Raw genomic sequence first — 14,343 nt, 5'->3', positions numbered from 1 at the left:
CGTTTGTTGCGACCGGGCGCCCGCTTGAAGCGGGACGCGCCCGGCCGCATATCGTGCGCAGGTTTGCTGCGTTCGATGTTTCCTGTCCGATCAATTGTCGTTTGAGGTAGTTCAACTGGTGTTTTGAGGGAATCGATCCTCGGAAGCTCGAGTCACTTATGAAGCGCATATTCCTGTTCGTCGCCACCAACGTGGCCATCCTGCTGGTACTGAGCGTCACGCTGCGCCTGCTCGGCGTGGATCGCATTCTCAACGAGCAAGGCACGGGCCTGGATCTGACCAGCCTGCTGATCTTCTCGGCGGTGGTCGGCTTCACCGGCTCGCTGATCTCCCTGGCCATGTCCAAGTTCATCGCCAAGCGTTCGATGAACGTCCAGGTGATCGAGCAGCCGCGCAATGCCGAGGAGGCGTGGCTGGTCGAGACCGTGCGCAAACAGGCGCAGGCGGCCGGCATCGGCATGCCGGAAGTCGGCGTTTTCGACGCGCCGGAAATGAACGCTTTCGCCACCGGCGCGAATCGCAACAATGCGTTGGTGGCGGTAAGCACCGGGCTGCTGCGTGGCATGTCCAAGTCCGAGGCGGAAGCGGTGCTCGCGCATGAGGTCAGTCACGTCGCGAACGGCGACATGGTGACGCTGACTTTGATCCAAGGCGTGGTGAATACGTTTGTCGTGTTCCTGTCGCGTGTCATCGGTTACACGGTCGATCGCGTGGTGTTCAAGACCGAGCGCGGGCATGGGCCGGCGTTCCTGATCACGACGCTGATCGCGCAGGTGGTGCTGGGCATTCTCGCGAGCATGATCGTGATGTGGTTCTCGCGTTATCGCGAGTTCCGTGCCGACGCGGGTGGCGCGCAGCTGGCCGGTCGCAACAACATGATCGGCGCGCTGGAGCGTTTGCGGAACGCGCATTCCGCGCCGCTGCCGGATTCGATGCAGGCGTTCGGCATCAGCACCGACAAGGCGCCCGGCGCTCTGTCCCGGCTGTTCATGACGCATCCGCCGTTGGAAGAGCGCATCGCGGCTCTGCGCCAGGCGGCTTAACAGGCTAAGGAGTTCCTCTACGACGGCGGCCGGGTTTCACATCCGGTCGCCGTTTTTTTTGCTCCGGACACATTTCGGGGCGCAATTCCAGGGCGCATTCACAGAACCGTCATCGAAACGCCCTAGGCTGCCGGCCATCATTCCTTGCGAGTGCTGGCATGCGCATCTTGATGATCTCGGATGTTTATTTTCCGCGCATCAACGGCGTTTCCACCTCGATCCAGACATTTCGTCGTGGCCTGCACGCAGCCGGGCACGAAACCGTGCTGGTCGCCCCCGAGTACCCGCTGCAGTATTCGGACGCGGGGCAGGAACCCATTATCCGCGTCGGATCACGGTATTTGCCGCGCGATCCCGAAGATCGCATCATGAAACAAAGCGCGCTGCGCGCGTTGCGGCCGGAGCTCAAGCGCGGCGGTTTCGATCTGGTGCACATCCAGACGCCATTCCTCGCCCACTACTACGGAGTCAGTGTCGCCAGGGAGCTGGGCGTGCCGGTGATCGAGACGTATCACACCTACTTCGAAGAGTATCTGCATCACTACGTGCCGTTGGTCCCGCGGTCGTTGATGCGCTTTGTCGCGCGACGTTTCACCGTTTCCCAATGTTCGGCGCTCGACGCGCTGGTGGTGCCTTCGCAGGCCATGCAGCGGGCGCTCGAGGACTATGGCGTTCGTTGTCCCATGCACATCATTCCCACCGGCATGGAGATGGAGCGCTTCGCCGATGGCGATGGCCGTCGTTTTCGGGAGCGGCTCGGGATTGCGCTGGACCGTCCCACGTTGGTTCACGTCGGGCGCATCGCTCATGAGAAGAACATCGATTTCCTGCTGCGAATGTTTGTTCGTGTGGTGAAACTCAAGCCCGAGACCATGCTGGTGGTGGCAGGGGAAGGGCCGGCGCTGGAGCACTGCAAGTCATCTGTCGAATCGTTGCAGCTCTCCGCCAATGTTCGCTTCGTGGGCTATTTGTCGCGGGAGCGAGAGCTGCCCGATTGCTACAGCTCCGGCGATCTGTTCGTGTTTTCGTCCAAGACGGAGACGCAGGGCCTGGTGCTGCTGGAGGCGATGGCCTGCGGCACGCCGGTCGTTTCTACTGCGTACATGGGAACGGCAGATATCGTGAAACCGGAACGCGGTGCGCGGGTCGCGCCGGATAACGAAGTGGGCTTCGCGAATCTGGTGGTCGAGCTGCTCGACGATCCCGCTCGCCGGCGCGCGATGTCAGTGGAAGCGCGGGCTTATGCCGCGACCTGGTCTGCTGGCGCGATGGCATCGCGCATGGCCGATCTCTACTCGAACCTGGTCGGCACGGCTGGCGGCAAGGGGCTGGTCGCCGCCGCATAACTTCAGCCATCGCGGCGCTCGCCGGAACACTTCGCGTCCCAATCCGTATACCCTCTACCGACACTGATCTCGGCGGAGTGACCTCATGCGCTGGCGAGGCCGACAAGGTAGCTCGAATGTCGAAGACCGGCGTGGCGTTCGTTACGGACGGGCCGGCGGCATCGGCATCGGCACCATCCTGCTGGCGCTGGTCGCCATCTACTTCGGGCAGGACCCCTCGATCGTTCTGCAGGGCGTTCAGCCTTCGGCGCCCACCTCCGAAGAAGTGCCTTATAACGAGAGCCCGGAAGAAGCGCAGCTGCGTGAATTCATCGGCGTGGTGCTCGCCGACACCGAGCAAACGTGGGGCCAGATCTTCAATCAGGCCGGCGGCACCTACGAGCAACCCAAGCTGGTGTTGTTCTCCGGCGCGGTCGAGTCCGCTTGCGGGTTCGCGCAGGCGGCGGTCGGGCCGTTCTATTGCCCGGGCGATCGCAAGGTTTATATCGATCTGTCCTTCTATCAGGAACTGCAGAGCCGCTTCGGCGCGCCCGGCGACTTTGCGCAGGCCTATGTCGTCGCGCATGAGATCGGGCATCACGTGCAGACGCTCACGGGTGTTTCAGAACGCAACATGGCAGCACGGCAGCGAGCGAGCGAGGCGGAAGCCAATGCGCTGTCGGTGCGGCAGGAGCTGCAGGCCGATTGTTACGCTGGCATCTGGGCGCACAACGCCGATCGCTCGCGTCAACTGCTCGAGCAAGGTGATATCGAAGAAGGTTTGAATGCCGCCGCCGCCATCGGCGACGACCGGTTGCAGAAGCAGTCGCGCGGCTACGTAGCGCCGGAGTCGTTTACACATGGCAGCTCGGAACAACGCGTGCGATGGTTCAAACGCGGGTTCGAGAGCGGCTCGGTGCAGGCTTGCGATACTTTCGCCGCGAATTCTCTTTAACCTGTCAATAGCTGTGATAACTTACGCCCCGCACACACCTGGGGAGGTACGGTGCTGGAGCCATCGCTCGCGAGTATCGAGTTCGCGGCTACATCGAGTGCGGAGCAACCGATTGCGCGCGCCAGCGCGCAGCTGACGGCGTTCGTCGGGCGGACGCTGCGCGGTCCACTTCATCAGCCCATCATCGTCCGCAGCTTCGCCGATTTTCAGCAGCATTTCGGCGGGCTGTGGCAACCGAGCCCGCTGTCTTACGCGGTCGAGCATTTCTTCGAGCAGGGCGGTCGGCAGGCGGTTGTGGTTCGCGTCGCGAACGGGGCCATGCCAGTTACGCTGTCGCTCAAGTGCGGTCGTGAGACCCTGCGGCTGGAGGCCAAAGCGCCCGGCACACGCGAGTTCCTGCGCGCTTCGGTCGATTACGACAATATTCCCAGCGCGGACCAGCAGACCTTCAATCTGGTGATTCAACGCGTACGTTCGCCCGGATCCGAGCGAGTCGAGGAGCAGGAAACGTTTCGTGGGCTGTCGGTCGATCCGCAGTCGCCGCGCTTTGTTTCCAACGTGCTGATCGAGTCCGATCTGATGCGGGTGCGCGGCGATGTGCCGCTGTCGCGCCCGGACCGGACCCTCATGCCTGGCACCAACTTGCCCGTGGGCTACGTCAGCTCCAATCCGGACGGTGACGATGGCAAGCCTGTGTCCGACTATGACGTGATCGGCTCGGCCGCCCGGGGCGCCGGTTTGTTTGCTCTGGAAAGCGTCGACGATCTGGCGTTTGTCTATATCCCGCCGCTGGCCCGCACCGTCGATGTGGGGGTCAGCACCTTGCTGGTCGCGGCGCGGTTTTGTCGTGACAAACGGGCCATGCTCATCGTCGATCCGCCGTCCTCCTGGGACAGCGCGGCCGCGGCCATTCGAGCGCTCAAGGCGCTCGATTTTCGAAGTGACAATGCGCTGATGTTCTTCCCGAGAATCTCTGCGATGGATCGGTTGCGGGGGCGCGCCGAGGTTTTCGGCAACGGCGGGGCGGTGGCCGGGCTGCTATCGCGATCGGGTGAGGCGGTAGCGGCGGCGCTCTCCGAGCGGGAGCCCGAACCGATCCTGCGGTCCAGCGCCAAGCTCGCCAAGGATGTGAGCAGCTCCGACCGCTGGTTGCTCGCTTCACACGGCGTCAATGTCCTGCAGTCGGTTCGCAATCCGGAGCGCGAATGGCCCGCATTGCGGACGCTGGCATGCGGGGCGAGCGCCTCTTCCGACTGGTCGTATCTGGCCCAGCGACGTTTCTCGCTGTTCGTCATCAACGCCATCGAACGTGGCACCCGCTGGTGCGCCGGTCAGCCCAATGGCCCGCGTACCTGGATGCGCGTCACCAGCCAGATCTGCAATTTTCTTGGCGAGCTGCGCAGCGCGGGCGCTTTTCACGCGGTGCCGGCCGATCAGGCGTTCCTGGTCATTTGTGACGAGCGCATCAATGACTCGGCCGACGGCATCAACATCCTGGTGCAGTTCGCCGCCACTCACGCCGGGGCATATCACAGTTTCATGCTGACCCAGCGGGTCGGCGGCGCCACCGTGCGCCCCGTGATGGTCAATCGTTTCGAGGCGACCCTGGTGGTGACTCGCGAGCTCGAGCAGGAGATCACGCTGCGGATCACGCCCAAGGATGATTTCGTGAGTATGGTGGCGCTGAACTAGCTCTTGTTCTCGCTCGGTGTCCCGGCCACGGGCGTCGTCTTCTTCCAGAGCACTTCCTGTCCGTTCTCATGCCGCGCCAATACGCGTGCGATCACGAACAATAGATCGGACAGGCGGTTCAAATAACGCGTCACTTCCGGCGCGATCTCTTCCTGCTTCGACGCCGTCCACGCGCATCGCTCGGCCCTTCTCGTGATGGCGCGTGCGAGATGACACGCGGCCGCGGCCGGTCCGCCTCCCGGCAGAATGAATTCCTTCAACGGCGGCAACGGTTCGTTGAACCGATCCAGCGTGTCTTCCAGCTGATCGATATGCGTGCTCGTGATCACTCGATACCCCGGCACCGCCAGCTCGCCGCCCAGATCGAACAACTCATGCTGAATCTGCGTCAATGCCGCCGCCACGTCGCTCGGCAGATTCGGCACCGCCAGGATCATCCCGATCGCACTGTTGGCCTCATCCACCGTCCCGTACGCCTCGATACGCGCGTGGGTCTTCTCCACTCGCGTGCCGTCGCCCAATCCGGTCGTGCCGTCGTCACCGGTGCGTGTGTAGATCTTCGAGAGGCGGTGGCCCATGGTCGTGTGCTCGGTCAGTTGGTCGTCGGGGGTAACCTTGCACGGATGGGGCGGCGTTGTCGACTCCCTGGGCGCGTGGGCGGAGCACCCGTCTATTGGGTGCTCCTTGCGAATACCTTGACGCGAAGCCGCAGGGTCAGCGCTTGCCGCCGATACCGCGCCGACATCACCAGGCCGCGATTCACGTGAACGTTGCTGGATCCTTGCCCTGCGCTTGCAGCAGCGCGTCCAGCTTTCGCTCAACGCGCAGATTGGCGGTCCCTAGTTACCTTTGCGTGTTGACCTGAGGCCGATTGGTGAGAGCGCCCAGCGCCGTGGCGCCAAAGCCTGCCGGCGTGCCATGAAAGGCGACACCGGCAGGGGGCGAACATTTATTTGATCTGAGTGATCGTCACCGAGTAACCGTCATGCGCCGCGCTGTGGGCGGCGAAGGCGCCAAGAGACAGGCTGCCGCTGACGATGACAGCCGAGAGGAACATGCAGACGACGGTCTGTGCTTTGCTGATGGCGGTGAACATGACGGCCTCCTGAATCTCTTCTCTGCGATGTCCGCGTTATTGCGGGGCTTGCTGCTAGGACACAGCAGGCTGTTCCGCAGTTACACCGCAAAGTGAGATTGCCGGCGAATGGCGGCGGTGTGTCGGCGAACGGCGTCGTGCATCGGTCGGTTGATTGAGCGAGTGATTAACGCGTCTATTCAACTGCACTCGATCGGCGCCTCGCCGTCAGCAGGGTTGCGAACAGCCGTGATCTCAGCCGCAAGGTGGCACGCGGATGTAAAGCAAAGTTGACAACCGGATCAGGGAGTCATACAGTCACGACTGTAAAGCAACCTTGACAAAGCAGCGGAGGCGGTCCATGAGCGGCTCAATGAATCCCAGCGTCGACAGAGTGACCTGGTGGCAAGCGGCATTGATGATTCGCGGTCAGACGAAAACGGAACAACGCAATATTCGGTCCGTATGGATTTGGTGCTTGATCTGGTTCGCCGGCTTTGCCGCAGTGAGGAGTGCGCTCGAAGCATATCCGCAGCTTCCAGGCGCGTTCACCTGGCTATTGGCGATCGTTCCGATCGTTCTCAGCGTTCCCGCACTGCTCGCAAACATCAGGTTTATCCGCGAAGCAGATGAATTCATGCAAAAGGTGCAGCTCCACGGCATCGCCACCGGCTTCGCTGCGGCCTTTGTTTTTTGCATGGGATATCACGTGATCGAGCAAGTCGGAGCTCCGAATCTACCGATGATACTTGTGACGGTTCCGCTCGGTTTAGGGTGGGCGATCGGTTCTTTCATCGTCGCGTACCGGCACCGATGAAGAACCGGCTGCGTGACTTACGATCCGAGCGGCAGTGGTCTCAGGCAGATCTCGCTGCACGCACCGATGTTTCGCGGCAAACGATCAACGCCCTGGAAACGGGGAAGTATGATCCTAGCCTGCCGCTGGCATTCAAGATCGCGCGCGTTTTCGGCAAGCCCATTGAGGAGATTTTCGACCCCGAAGAGGAATAGGACAGCTGAGCGTAGTGTTTCTCGCACAGCGGCGGCCAAGATCGGTCTGCCAAGCTGCGCGTTCCGGGGATAGCGCGCTACTATGGCGGTCGAGGCGCTCTTCGTGTCGAGCTGCCAGCCAGTTGAGGAATCTCGCGCATGAGGCCTCCACATGACCCACCGACTCGCGATCAACCGGTCGACATCCGCCTGGCTCGCTGGCGGCACCGTGGTCTTCATCAGTCTGGGAGCCGTCCTCATGTCGAGTCACGCGAAGATGGATAATGACGGTGGTAGCGGGGAGTCTTCCGGAGCGGCGGCTGCGAGCGCGCTGCTGGAATCGTTGCCGGAAGCCAAGCGAACGCAAGCTCAGCTGACATTCGAATCGTCGGAGCGCACCAACTGGAACTACGTCCCCACCAGACGCGCCGGCGTCCCGCTGGCGGACCTCGATGCAAAACAGAAAACGTTGATCGATCCATTGCTGAGTTCCGCGCTGAGCCCCACAGGCGTGCAGTTAGCGAAAGAGATCGTGCAGCACGAAACGATCCTGGCGGAGATCGAAGGAAACCCGCGACGCGATCCGGGGCTGTACTACACCGCGGTGTTTGGGGAACCCGGGCCGCGCGCGCCTTGGGCATGGCGATTCGAAGGGCATCATCTTTCCGTCAACGCGACTTACGTCGACGGCCAAACTCAAGTCGTGGCGCCGCTGTTCATGGGCTCAAACCCTGCCCGCGTGCCGAACGGTCCAAAAGCTGGTCTGCGATTGCTCGCGGCGGAAGAAGATTTGGCGCGCGATTTGATACGCATGTTGCCGGAGGCACGACGCGCCCGCGCGATGCTTTCCGACAAGGCTTTCGCGGACATCATCACGCGTAATGACCCAAAGGTGCGTTCGCTGAATATCGAAGGACTTGCGGCAGGTGAGATGTCTCAGTCGGAGCAAGCGCAATTGCGCAAGCTACTGCGCGTGTACGCGGATCGCATGACGGAAAGTGCTGCACGAGAGCAGCTCGATCGCATCGAACGCGCCGGCTTCGATAAGCTGCACTTCGGATGGGCCGGCAGTCTGGAACCGGGCAAGCCGCACTATTATCGAGTGCATGGCCCAACCGTCCTCATCGAGTACGACAACACGCAGAACAACGCCAATCACATCCACAGTGTCTGGCGAGACTTGGAGCGTGACTTCGGCGGTGACTTACTTCGCGAGCACTACGAAGCGCATCGGGTTGATGGGCACGGTCACGAACACTAAGTCGCTAACAGCTACAATGTCTTCTCCGCCGCAGCTTGTTCCTCCGCGCGAGCACCAGCCAGGATGCCCGGGAGCGCATAGTTCCCCTCGTGACATGCATACTCATGGATCAGCTCGTCGATGCGATTGAATGGCAGCTCGCCGCTGAACGGCGCGGTGAACGTCGATGGATCCTCGACCGTGAATCGGTACAGCAAGACGTTTGGCCCCGTTCGAGTGAACCGCTCGGTGACTTTCAACTGATCGGACGCGCCCCGATAGGCCCACAGCGGCGAGGTCTGCGCCAGTTGTGCGGGATGGATGTTCGTCGTCTCGACAACGAGTGTGTCCCCCTCCCAATGTCCGATCGAATCACCAAACCACGGGCGCACCTGCGCGGGCGCGTGCTTCTCTGCATTCAAGCGGATGATGCGGGCGTCATGGTTCATTTCGGTCATGATCATGACGTGATCGCGGGTCTGAACGATGGTGTAGTTGTTGTTATAGAAATAGTTCGGGAGCATCGGCGGCCCGGCATTCGAGCCGAATGAAGTGATGCAGCGGTCGCCCAGCGGCCGGATCTCCGGGTGGTCGAACTCGCCGAACTGCTTCATCAGCGCCATGCGCTGCGCCACCCGCTGTTTGGCCTCGGCGGTCAGTGGAGGAATGCGGCCGTTGGAGGGGTCGACGATAATGGAGCTGCGCGCGACACCGTCGATGCGGATGACCTTGTTTCCCGGATCGAGCCAGAAGCCGTTGTAGCCGCCCACTGCGCCGCCCGCCGCCTCGGCAATCCGCTCGACGAATGTTTTTTCGCCTGGCGGCGCCAATCCCGCATCGCCTCCCTTCGATGGCGGCGGAGCGTTGGGGTCACTGGGCCGGTCGCGGAACTCCGCGACAAGCTGAGCACGCTGCTCAAGCGCGCCTGCCTGCTCCTCGCTCAGCGTGAGCCCATGATTGCCCAGCCGCTCGAGGGGTGTCTGAGTTTCGTTGCTCCAGTTGCCCTGGAGGTCCGGCTTTCCGTCAGCGGTGCGCGGCACCACCCAACTGCTGTTCGCGGTCTTTGCAGATCCCTGCGCCCCGACAGATGTAACAGGGATTGCTGCGAGACCGAACGACAGAGCAAAAGCTCCGGCGAGCGAGAGCATGTCCTGCCGCGTGGAAAATAGCCTGACCATCGTGAAGCTCTCCTTGCAGCGATCTACCTCATGTTAGTCAGCCTTCAGCGAGCGAACAAGAACGCTGTCGTGCGGTCTGCACCGCAGGCGCGCCGAGACGATACATTACGATTCGAATCGATAGCTGAGCTTCACCAGCAACTGTTCGTCATCGCGCAGGCTGAAGGAGTCGCGGAGCAGCCCCGCCGAGTCGTCGCGACCGTTTGCCTGCTCATAACCGCCACGACCGTAGACTATGTACAGAAAGGAAAGCGGAGCGAACTCGTATCGATAGCGAAGCTGCACACCGAGATTGCGCACGGTGAAATCGTCGACGGTTTCATCGACGGGCACGGCGTTGCCGGAGAGATCCACCCGATAGCCGCGCCGAACGTCGGCGTCGACGGCGATGGCCTGCAGGCGCAGGCGCAGTTCCTGGCGGTTGCTGATGATCCAGTTGAAGCCGGTGTTGAGATGCGATTCCTCGCCGTCGAAACTGCCGATGAGATTCTCTCGTTGCCACACCAGCCAGTCCGGGTTGCTCTCGACATACAGCCCGACATAAACATTGAACGCATCGCTGATGAAATAGGCCGGCTCGAAGTTCACGGTGTAGCCAACCTGGTCGTTCCCGGCCAGCCCGCCGCTGAAAGCCTCCAGCTCGAGCAAGTACGACCAGTTGCCGATTCTGGGTCGCACGAATTCGAAGTAGCTGTCGAAACTGGGCGGCAGCTTCACCGGGCCGTGACCGCGGGTGAGCAGATCGTCGATGCCCGCGCTGTTGATGTTCAACACCCCGTATTCGGTGCTGCCGTTACGAAGCTTGCTGTCGCGGCTGATGCGGAAACGATGATTCAGCAGCTGCCCACGATCGTTGTAGGAGCTGCTCACGCGCCAGCGCCAATCCTTCGACATGTAACGCGAATCGATTGGCAACTCGGTGAAGCGACGATTGATCTGCCAGTGCGCGTAGTTGGTGCTCGCGCGATCCAGATAGCCGGCGTCGTTGATCTGCAGATCGTTGGCGAAGTGCATGGCGATCCATTGCTGGCGCCAGCCACGATCCATCTCGTAGTCTGCCCACACCGTGGCGCCGTCGCCGGTGGTGCTCTTGCCGTTCTGATCGATGTCGCTGCCGATGAGGCGTGTGCGCACGTTCCAACGAGCAGTCGGTCGCCAGTTGTGATCGATGCCCACGACGGTGGCCGTTCTGTCCAGGAATGGCCGCTCCACGCGCGTTGCGAGCACGCCGAGATTCTGAGTGGCGAAGTCACGCACCAGGCGCATTGCGCTGAAGGATCGGCCGACCGTATCGGCTTCTTCGGCTGCGAACACGCCGTACTTGGTGGCGCCGAGGCTGCCGTTCAATTTCAGCGCGCCCGTGATATCGGCCGCGCCGGCGCCGTCATCGGTCGGACCGCCGATGCGTCGCGTGTATAACAGCTGGCTGAAGTCGGACGGCGTGGTGAATTCGAAGATGCCCTGGTTCTCGGTGAAGAACGGCCGCTTGTCGCTGATGAAAACCTCGGTGGCGTCGAAGTTCACCACCAGGTCGTCGCTTTCCACCTGGCCGAAGTCCGGATTCGCGGTCGCGGTCAGCTGAAACTGTCCGTTGGGCTTCCAGAACAAGTCGACGCCGCCATCGAACTCGTTATCCGAGCCGACCACGTCATACAGGCTCGACGCGTAAGGGGTGATGGCTAGCAACGATTGATTGAAGCTGGTGACTTGGATCGGCGCGAAATCGGAAATGAAGCGAGGACGTTCGAAGCTCGCCAGCGGCCATGCCACCCGCTCCCCGGTAGCCCCGACGATGCGATCGAGGTAGATCCCGAGTGTGCGTACCTCGCCACTATTCTCTCGCATCGGGGCGATATGCCATGGAATGAGCACCTCGACGCTCCAGCCGTCCGCGTCGTTGCCGACAGCGTGGCGCCAGTTGCCGTCCCAATCCGCGTTGAACACGGATTCGTTGGTGACAATGGCGTCGTAGATCCCGTCGGTGGAGCTGACGGTGAAGTTGTAGCCGGTGCGGTGATCGCCGTCGAAGTCGATCATGACGTTGATGCGGTCGACCTGTTCCTCGAAATCCCGCTGCACGCGTTGCTGGGTGCGAGGCACAGAAGGTGGCTGGGAATTGCGGAACGCCACTGCGAGGCCATCTGGCGTGGCCAGAATCCAAGCTTCCGTGGCCAGCGTCGCGGGCTCACCGTTGAGTGGCTGCGTTTTACGGAAGTCGGTGATGTGCTGAGCGTCTCGCCATTCGTCGGGACCGACCCGACCGTCGATGTCCACGGCGAACGCCGGAGCCGCAATCAACGCAATCAAAACCGACCCAAGGCAGAGACCATGCCGGCCGAATCTGCTCGACGCTCGTCGATGTGTGCTCATACGCGTTTCGACGCGGCGAGCAACGAAAGGGTTTAAGGCGGCAGTTACAACTCGAGCTGCGCGATGCTCGCAAGCCTGTCGACATCGAGCGCTTGCTCCAAACTCGCGGCGACGGCATCCAACGACTGCTCGACTCGAAGCGAGTAGTCCTCCTGATTGGATGTGGCGCCGAAAGTGGCGAGGAAGGCCGCTCGGAATGTTGGGGCGTGGAACAGGCCGTGTACGTGGCAGCCGAGAGTGCGACCGTCGGAGGAAACGGCGCCATCCGTTGCACCGTCCTCAAAACGGATAAAGGGGCGCGAGGCCGCGGGCCCGGTGGACACGCCGAGATGCATTTCGTAGCCGCTGATGGGTGAGCCGGTAACAACGTCGACGCCAGTGATTGCGCGAAGTTGTTTGTTACCTGTCATGGTGGTCGTGATGTCCAGCAGTCCGAGACCGCTGGCGCTGGCTTGGTGGCCTTCGATTCGGTCGGGATCGAGGACCAAGCGGCCGAGCATCTGATAGCCGGCGCAGATGCCGAGCACGCGGCCGCCACGGCGGACGTGGGCGAGCAGGTCGATATCCCAGCCTTGGGAGCGGAAGAACTCGAGGTCGGCGATGGTGGCTTTGCTGCCAGGCAGAATGATCAGCGACACGTCCAGGGGCAGCGGCTGCCCCGGTGGAACAAACATCAGCTCGACTTGCGGCTCCGTCCGCAACGGATCGAAATCGTCGAAGTTCGCGATGTGCGGCAGTCGGGGAACAGCGATGCGGATCTGTCGTCCCGGGGTAGCACCGCCGCCCACGGCGATCGCTTGATCGAGCTGCATGGCGTCTTCGGCCGGCAGCGCGCCTGCCTCGTGCAACCACGGCACGACGCCGAGCCCTGGCCAACCAGTGCGGCTTTCGATGGTTCGCAGCCCGTCGTCAAACAAACGAGCATCGCCACGAAACTTGTTGATGATGAAGCCGCGGATACGCTCGCGATCCAAGTCATCCAGAACGGCATGCGCGCCGACCAGCGAAGCGATGACGTGGCCGCGATCGATATCGCCCACCAGCACCACGGGAACCTCAGCGGCATGAGCGAACCCCATGTTGGCGATGTCGTGCGTACGAAGATTGGTTTCAGCCGGGCTGCCGGCGCCTTCGACGATCACGAGCTGCGCTTCCTGTTGCAATGTTCGGAAGCTTCCAACTGCGATCTGCAGCAGTTCACGTTTGTCACGGCCGTGCGAACTCGCCTGCATGACGCCTTGCCGCCGACCGCGAACGATCAGTTGCGCGCCGATGTCACTTTGCGGTTTCAGCAACACCGGATTCATGTCCACGGTAGGCGGCGTACGGCAGGCGAGGGCCTGCAGCGCTGTGGAGCGGCCGATTTCGCCGCCGCCGGCCGTCACGGCCGCGTTGTTCGACATGTTCTGCGGCTTGAACGGTCTTACCACGACGCCGCGATTAGCAAACAAGCGGCATAGTCCTGCCACCAGCAATGACTTGCCGACGTCGGAGCCGCAACCTTGGATCATGATCGCGGGCATCACAGTAACTGTGGTCCCGAACCCAGGAAGCCGAGAAGTGCGGCGGAGAGCCACAGCAGGCCGCAAGCGATTACATAGATACGCAGGCCGCGCTTGAGATCCTCGACGGTAGGCTGCGCGCCCGCGCCGAAGATGGGGCGTTCATGCATGACGCCGTCGTAGGCGGTCGGGCCGCCCAGGCGGATGCGTAGCGCGCCGGCCATGGCGGCTTCTGGCCAGCCCGCATTCGGCGAAGCGTGTTTCGGAGCATCTCGCCACATGACGAACAATCCGCCGCCACCAGCGATTGCGAGCAGTGCGCCGGCGAGCCGAGCGGGAATCAGATTGGCGATATCGTCGGCGCGGGCCGCGGCCCAACCGAACATTCGCCAACGCGGTTCGCGATGGCCGATCAAGCTGTCGGCGGTGTTCAGTGCTTTGTATGCGAACAACCCCGGCAGGCCGCCGACCAACAGCCAGAACGCCGGTGCGACGATACCGTCGTTGAAACTTTCCGCGAGACTCTCTAGCGCTGCGCTGGCGACGCCGGAATCGTTCAGTGAGGCAGTGTCGCGACCGACGATCTCGGAGACGGCGCGGCGAGCGGTGCCCAGGTCGCCCTCGGCCAGTGGCCGAAGCACGGCGCGAACGTGCGTATATAAGCTGTGCTGAGCCAGCCCCGTTGTAGCGATCAGCACGATCAATGCTGTGCCGAACGAAACGTTGCCGGCCAGCACCTGCACGATATACCCGACGCCTGCGGCGCAGCCCGAAATGATCACCACTGTAATAACGCCGAGCCAGCGGCGAGTTTCGTCGCCCAGTTCAGGCCGGTTCCAGCGTCGCTCCAGCACTTCGAGGCCAACGCCGATCCAAACCACCGGATGCCGAATCGCGCGATAGACAGACTGGGGATAGCCGACGCAGCCTTCGACAACCAACGCGGCCAGCAACAACCAAGGATCGAACATGG

General features: G+C 62.2%; 13 protein-coding genes. 7 read left to right on the top strand and 6 right to left on the bottom strand.

The features are described from left to right. Positions 1-158: 158 nt before the first annotated feature. The 4 genes from htpX (at position 159) to JM946_RS22640 (ending at position 5,015) form a co-directional block, all read left to right on the top strand. A complete protein-coding gene (htpX, locus tag JM946_RS22655; RefSeq protein ID WP_203169653.1) occupies positions 159-1,043 on the top strand; it encodes a protease HtpX in 885 nt (294 codons plus the stop codon). 158 nt (positions 1,044-1,201) lie between these two features. Next, a complete protein-coding gene (locus tag JM946_RS22650) occupies positions 1,202-2,389 on the top strand; it encodes a glycosyltransferase (protein ID WP_203169652.1) in 1,188 nt (395 codons plus the stop codon). An 85-nt stretch (positions 2,390-2,474) separates the two neighbouring features. Further along, the gene (ypfJ, locus tag JM946_RS22645) at positions 2,475-3,323 is read left to right on the top strand and encodes a KPN_02809 family neutral zinc metallopeptidase (RefSeq protein ID WP_203169651.1); all 849 of its coding nucleotides are present in this window, start codon (positions 2,475-2,477) and stop codon (positions 3,321-3,323) included. A 51-nt stretch (positions 3,324-3,374) separates the two neighbouring features. Continuing rightward, positions 3,375-5,015 carry a hypothetical protein gene (locus tag JM946_RS22640; protein ID WP_203169650.1) on the top strand — a complete coding sequence of 547 codons (1,641 nt, stop codon included), beginning with the start codon at positions 3,375-3,377 and terminating at the stop codon, positions 5,013-5,015. On the opposite strand, the gene JM946_RS22635 is transcribed toward JM946_RS22640, so the two are convergent. Together JM946_RS22635 and JM946_RS22630 are read right to left on the bottom strand one after the other, a co-directional pair. After that, a complete protein-coding gene (locus JM946_RS22635; RefSeq protein ID WP_203169649.1) occupies positions 5,012-5,593 on the bottom strand; it encodes a cob(I)yrinic acid a,c-diamide adenosyltransferase in 582 nt (193 codons plus the stop codon). The genes JM946_RS22640 and JM946_RS22635 overlap by 4 nt on opposite strands. A 371-nt stretch (positions 5,594-5,964) precedes the next feature. Further along, entirely contained in the window at positions 5,965-6,111 is a 147-nt protein-coding gene (locus tag JM946_RS22630; protein WP_203169648.1) for a hypothetical protein, read from the bottom strand. A 340-nt stretch (positions 6,112-6,451) separates the two neighbouring features. Between JM946_RS22630 and JM946_RS22625 the strand changes: the two genes are divergently transcribed. The 3 genes from JM946_RS22625 to JM946_RS22615 all read left to right on the top strand — a co-directional run bounded on the left by JM946_RS22625 (position 6,452) and on the right by JM946_RS22615 (position 8,341). Then, the gene (locus JM946_RS22625; RefSeq protein ID WP_203169647.1) at positions 6,452-6,907 is read left to right on the top strand and encodes a hypothetical protein; all 456 of its coding nucleotides are present in this window, start codon (positions 6,452-6,454) and stop codon (positions 6,905-6,907) included. Further along, the gene (locus JM946_RS22620; RefSeq protein WP_203169646.1) at positions 6,904-7,101 is read left to right on the top strand and encodes a helix-turn-helix transcriptional regulator; all 198 of its coding nucleotides are present in this window, start codon (positions 6,904-6,906) and stop codon (positions 7,099-7,101) included. The genes JM946_RS22625 and JM946_RS22620 overlap by 4 nt, the downstream gene beginning before the upstream one ends. A gap of 151 nt (positions 7,102-7,252) precedes the next feature. Beyond that, on the top strand, positions 7,253-8,341 hold the full coding sequence (locus tag JM946_RS22615) for a DUF3500 domain-containing protein (protein WP_203169645.1): 1,089 nt from the start codon (positions 7,253-7,255) through the stop codon (positions 8,339-8,341). An 11-nt stretch (positions 8,342-8,352) separates the two neighbouring features. Here the strand turns inward: JM946_RS22615 and JM946_RS22610 are convergent, their stop codons facing one another. From JM946_RS22610 to cbiB, 4 genes are all read right to left on the bottom strand, one after another. Continuing rightward, positions 8,353-9,498 (bottom strand): hypothetical protein, encoded by a 1,146-nt coding sequence (locus JM946_RS22610; protein WP_203169644.1) that lies wholly within the window; start codon positions 9,496-9,498, stop codon positions 8,353-8,355. A gap of 105 nt (positions 9,499-9,603) precedes the next feature. Continuing rightward, positions 9,604-11,868, bottom strand: coding sequence for a DUF5916 domain-containing protein (locus tag JM946_RS22605; protein ID WP_203169643.1), 2,265 nt, complete (start codon positions 11,866-11,868; stop codon positions 9,604-9,606). Positions 11,869-11,912: 44 nt separating this feature from the next. After that, positions 11,913-13,391, bottom strand: a complete 1,479-nt coding sequence (locus JM946_RS22600) for a cobyric acid synthase (RefSeq protein ID WP_203169642.1) — start codon at positions 13,389-13,391, stop codon at positions 11,913-11,915. Then, positions 13,391-14,341, bottom strand: a complete 951-nt coding sequence (gene cbiB / locus JM946_RS22595; RefSeq protein WP_203169641.1) for an adenosylcobinamide-phosphate synthase CbiB — start codon at positions 14,339-14,341, stop codon at positions 13,391-13,393. The genes JM946_RS22600 and cbiB overlap by 1 nt, the downstream gene beginning before the upstream one ends. Positions 14,342-14,343: the final 2 nt, after the last annotated feature.

The organism is Steroidobacter gossypii (genome assembly GCF_016801985.1).
Taxonomy (GTDB): Bacteria; Pseudomonadota; Gammaproteobacteria; order Steroidobacterales; family Steroidobacteraceae; genus Steroidobacter; species Steroidobacter gossypii.
This window is presented reverse-complemented; position numbering and strand designations above follow the sequence as displayed.

Excerpts from the sequence above, each read along its gene's own strand:
- JM946_RS22630 (WP_203169648.1), bottom strand. The coding sequence starts at position 6,111 with ATGTTCACCGCCATCAGCAAAGCACAGACCGTCGTCTGCATGTTCCTC.
- JM946_RS22635 (WP_203169649.1), bottom strand. The coding sequence starts at position 5,593 with ATGGGCCACCGCCTCTCGAAGATCTACACACGCACCGGTGACGACGGC.
- JM946_RS22605 (WP_203169643.1), bottom strand. The coding sequence starts at position 11,868 with ATGAGCACACATCGACGAGCGTCGAGCAGATTCGGCCGGCATGGTCTC.
- JM946_RS22610 (WP_203169644.1), bottom strand. The coding sequence starts at position 9,498 with ATGGTCAGGCTATTTTCCACGCGGCAGGACATGCTCTCGCTCGCCGGA.
- JM946_RS22615 (WP_203169645.1), top strand. The coding sequence starts at position 7,253 with ATGACCCACCGACTCGCGATCAACCGGTCGACATCCGCCTGGCTCGCT.
- JM946_RS22620 (WP_203169646.1), top strand. The coding sequence starts at position 6,904 with ATGAAGAACCGGCTGCGTGACTTACGATCCGAGCGGCAGTGGTCTCAG.
- htpX (WP_203169653.1), top strand. The coding sequence starts at position 159 with ATGAAGCGCATATTCCTGTTCGTCGCCACCAACGTGGCCATCCTGCTG.
- JM946_RS22600 (WP_203169642.1), bottom strand. The coding sequence starts at position 13,391 with ATGCCCGCGATCATGATCCAAGGTTGCGGCTCCGACGTCGGCAAGTCA.
- cbiB (WP_203169641.1), bottom strand. The coding sequence starts at position 14,341 with ATGTTCGATCCTTGGTTGTTGCTGGCCGCGTTGGTTGTCGAAGGCTGC.
- JM946_RS22650 (WP_203169652.1), top strand. The coding sequence starts at position 1,202 with ATGCGCATCTTGATGATCTCGGATGTTTATTTTCCGCGCATCAACGGC.
- JM946_RS22625 (WP_203169647.1), top strand. The coding sequence starts at position 6,452 with ATGAGCGGCTCAATGAATCCCAGCGTCGACAGAGTGACCTGGTGGCAA.
- ypfJ (WP_203169651.1), top strand. The coding sequence starts at position 2,475 with ATGCGCTGGCGAGGCCGACAAGGTAGCTCGAATGTCGAAGACCGGCGT.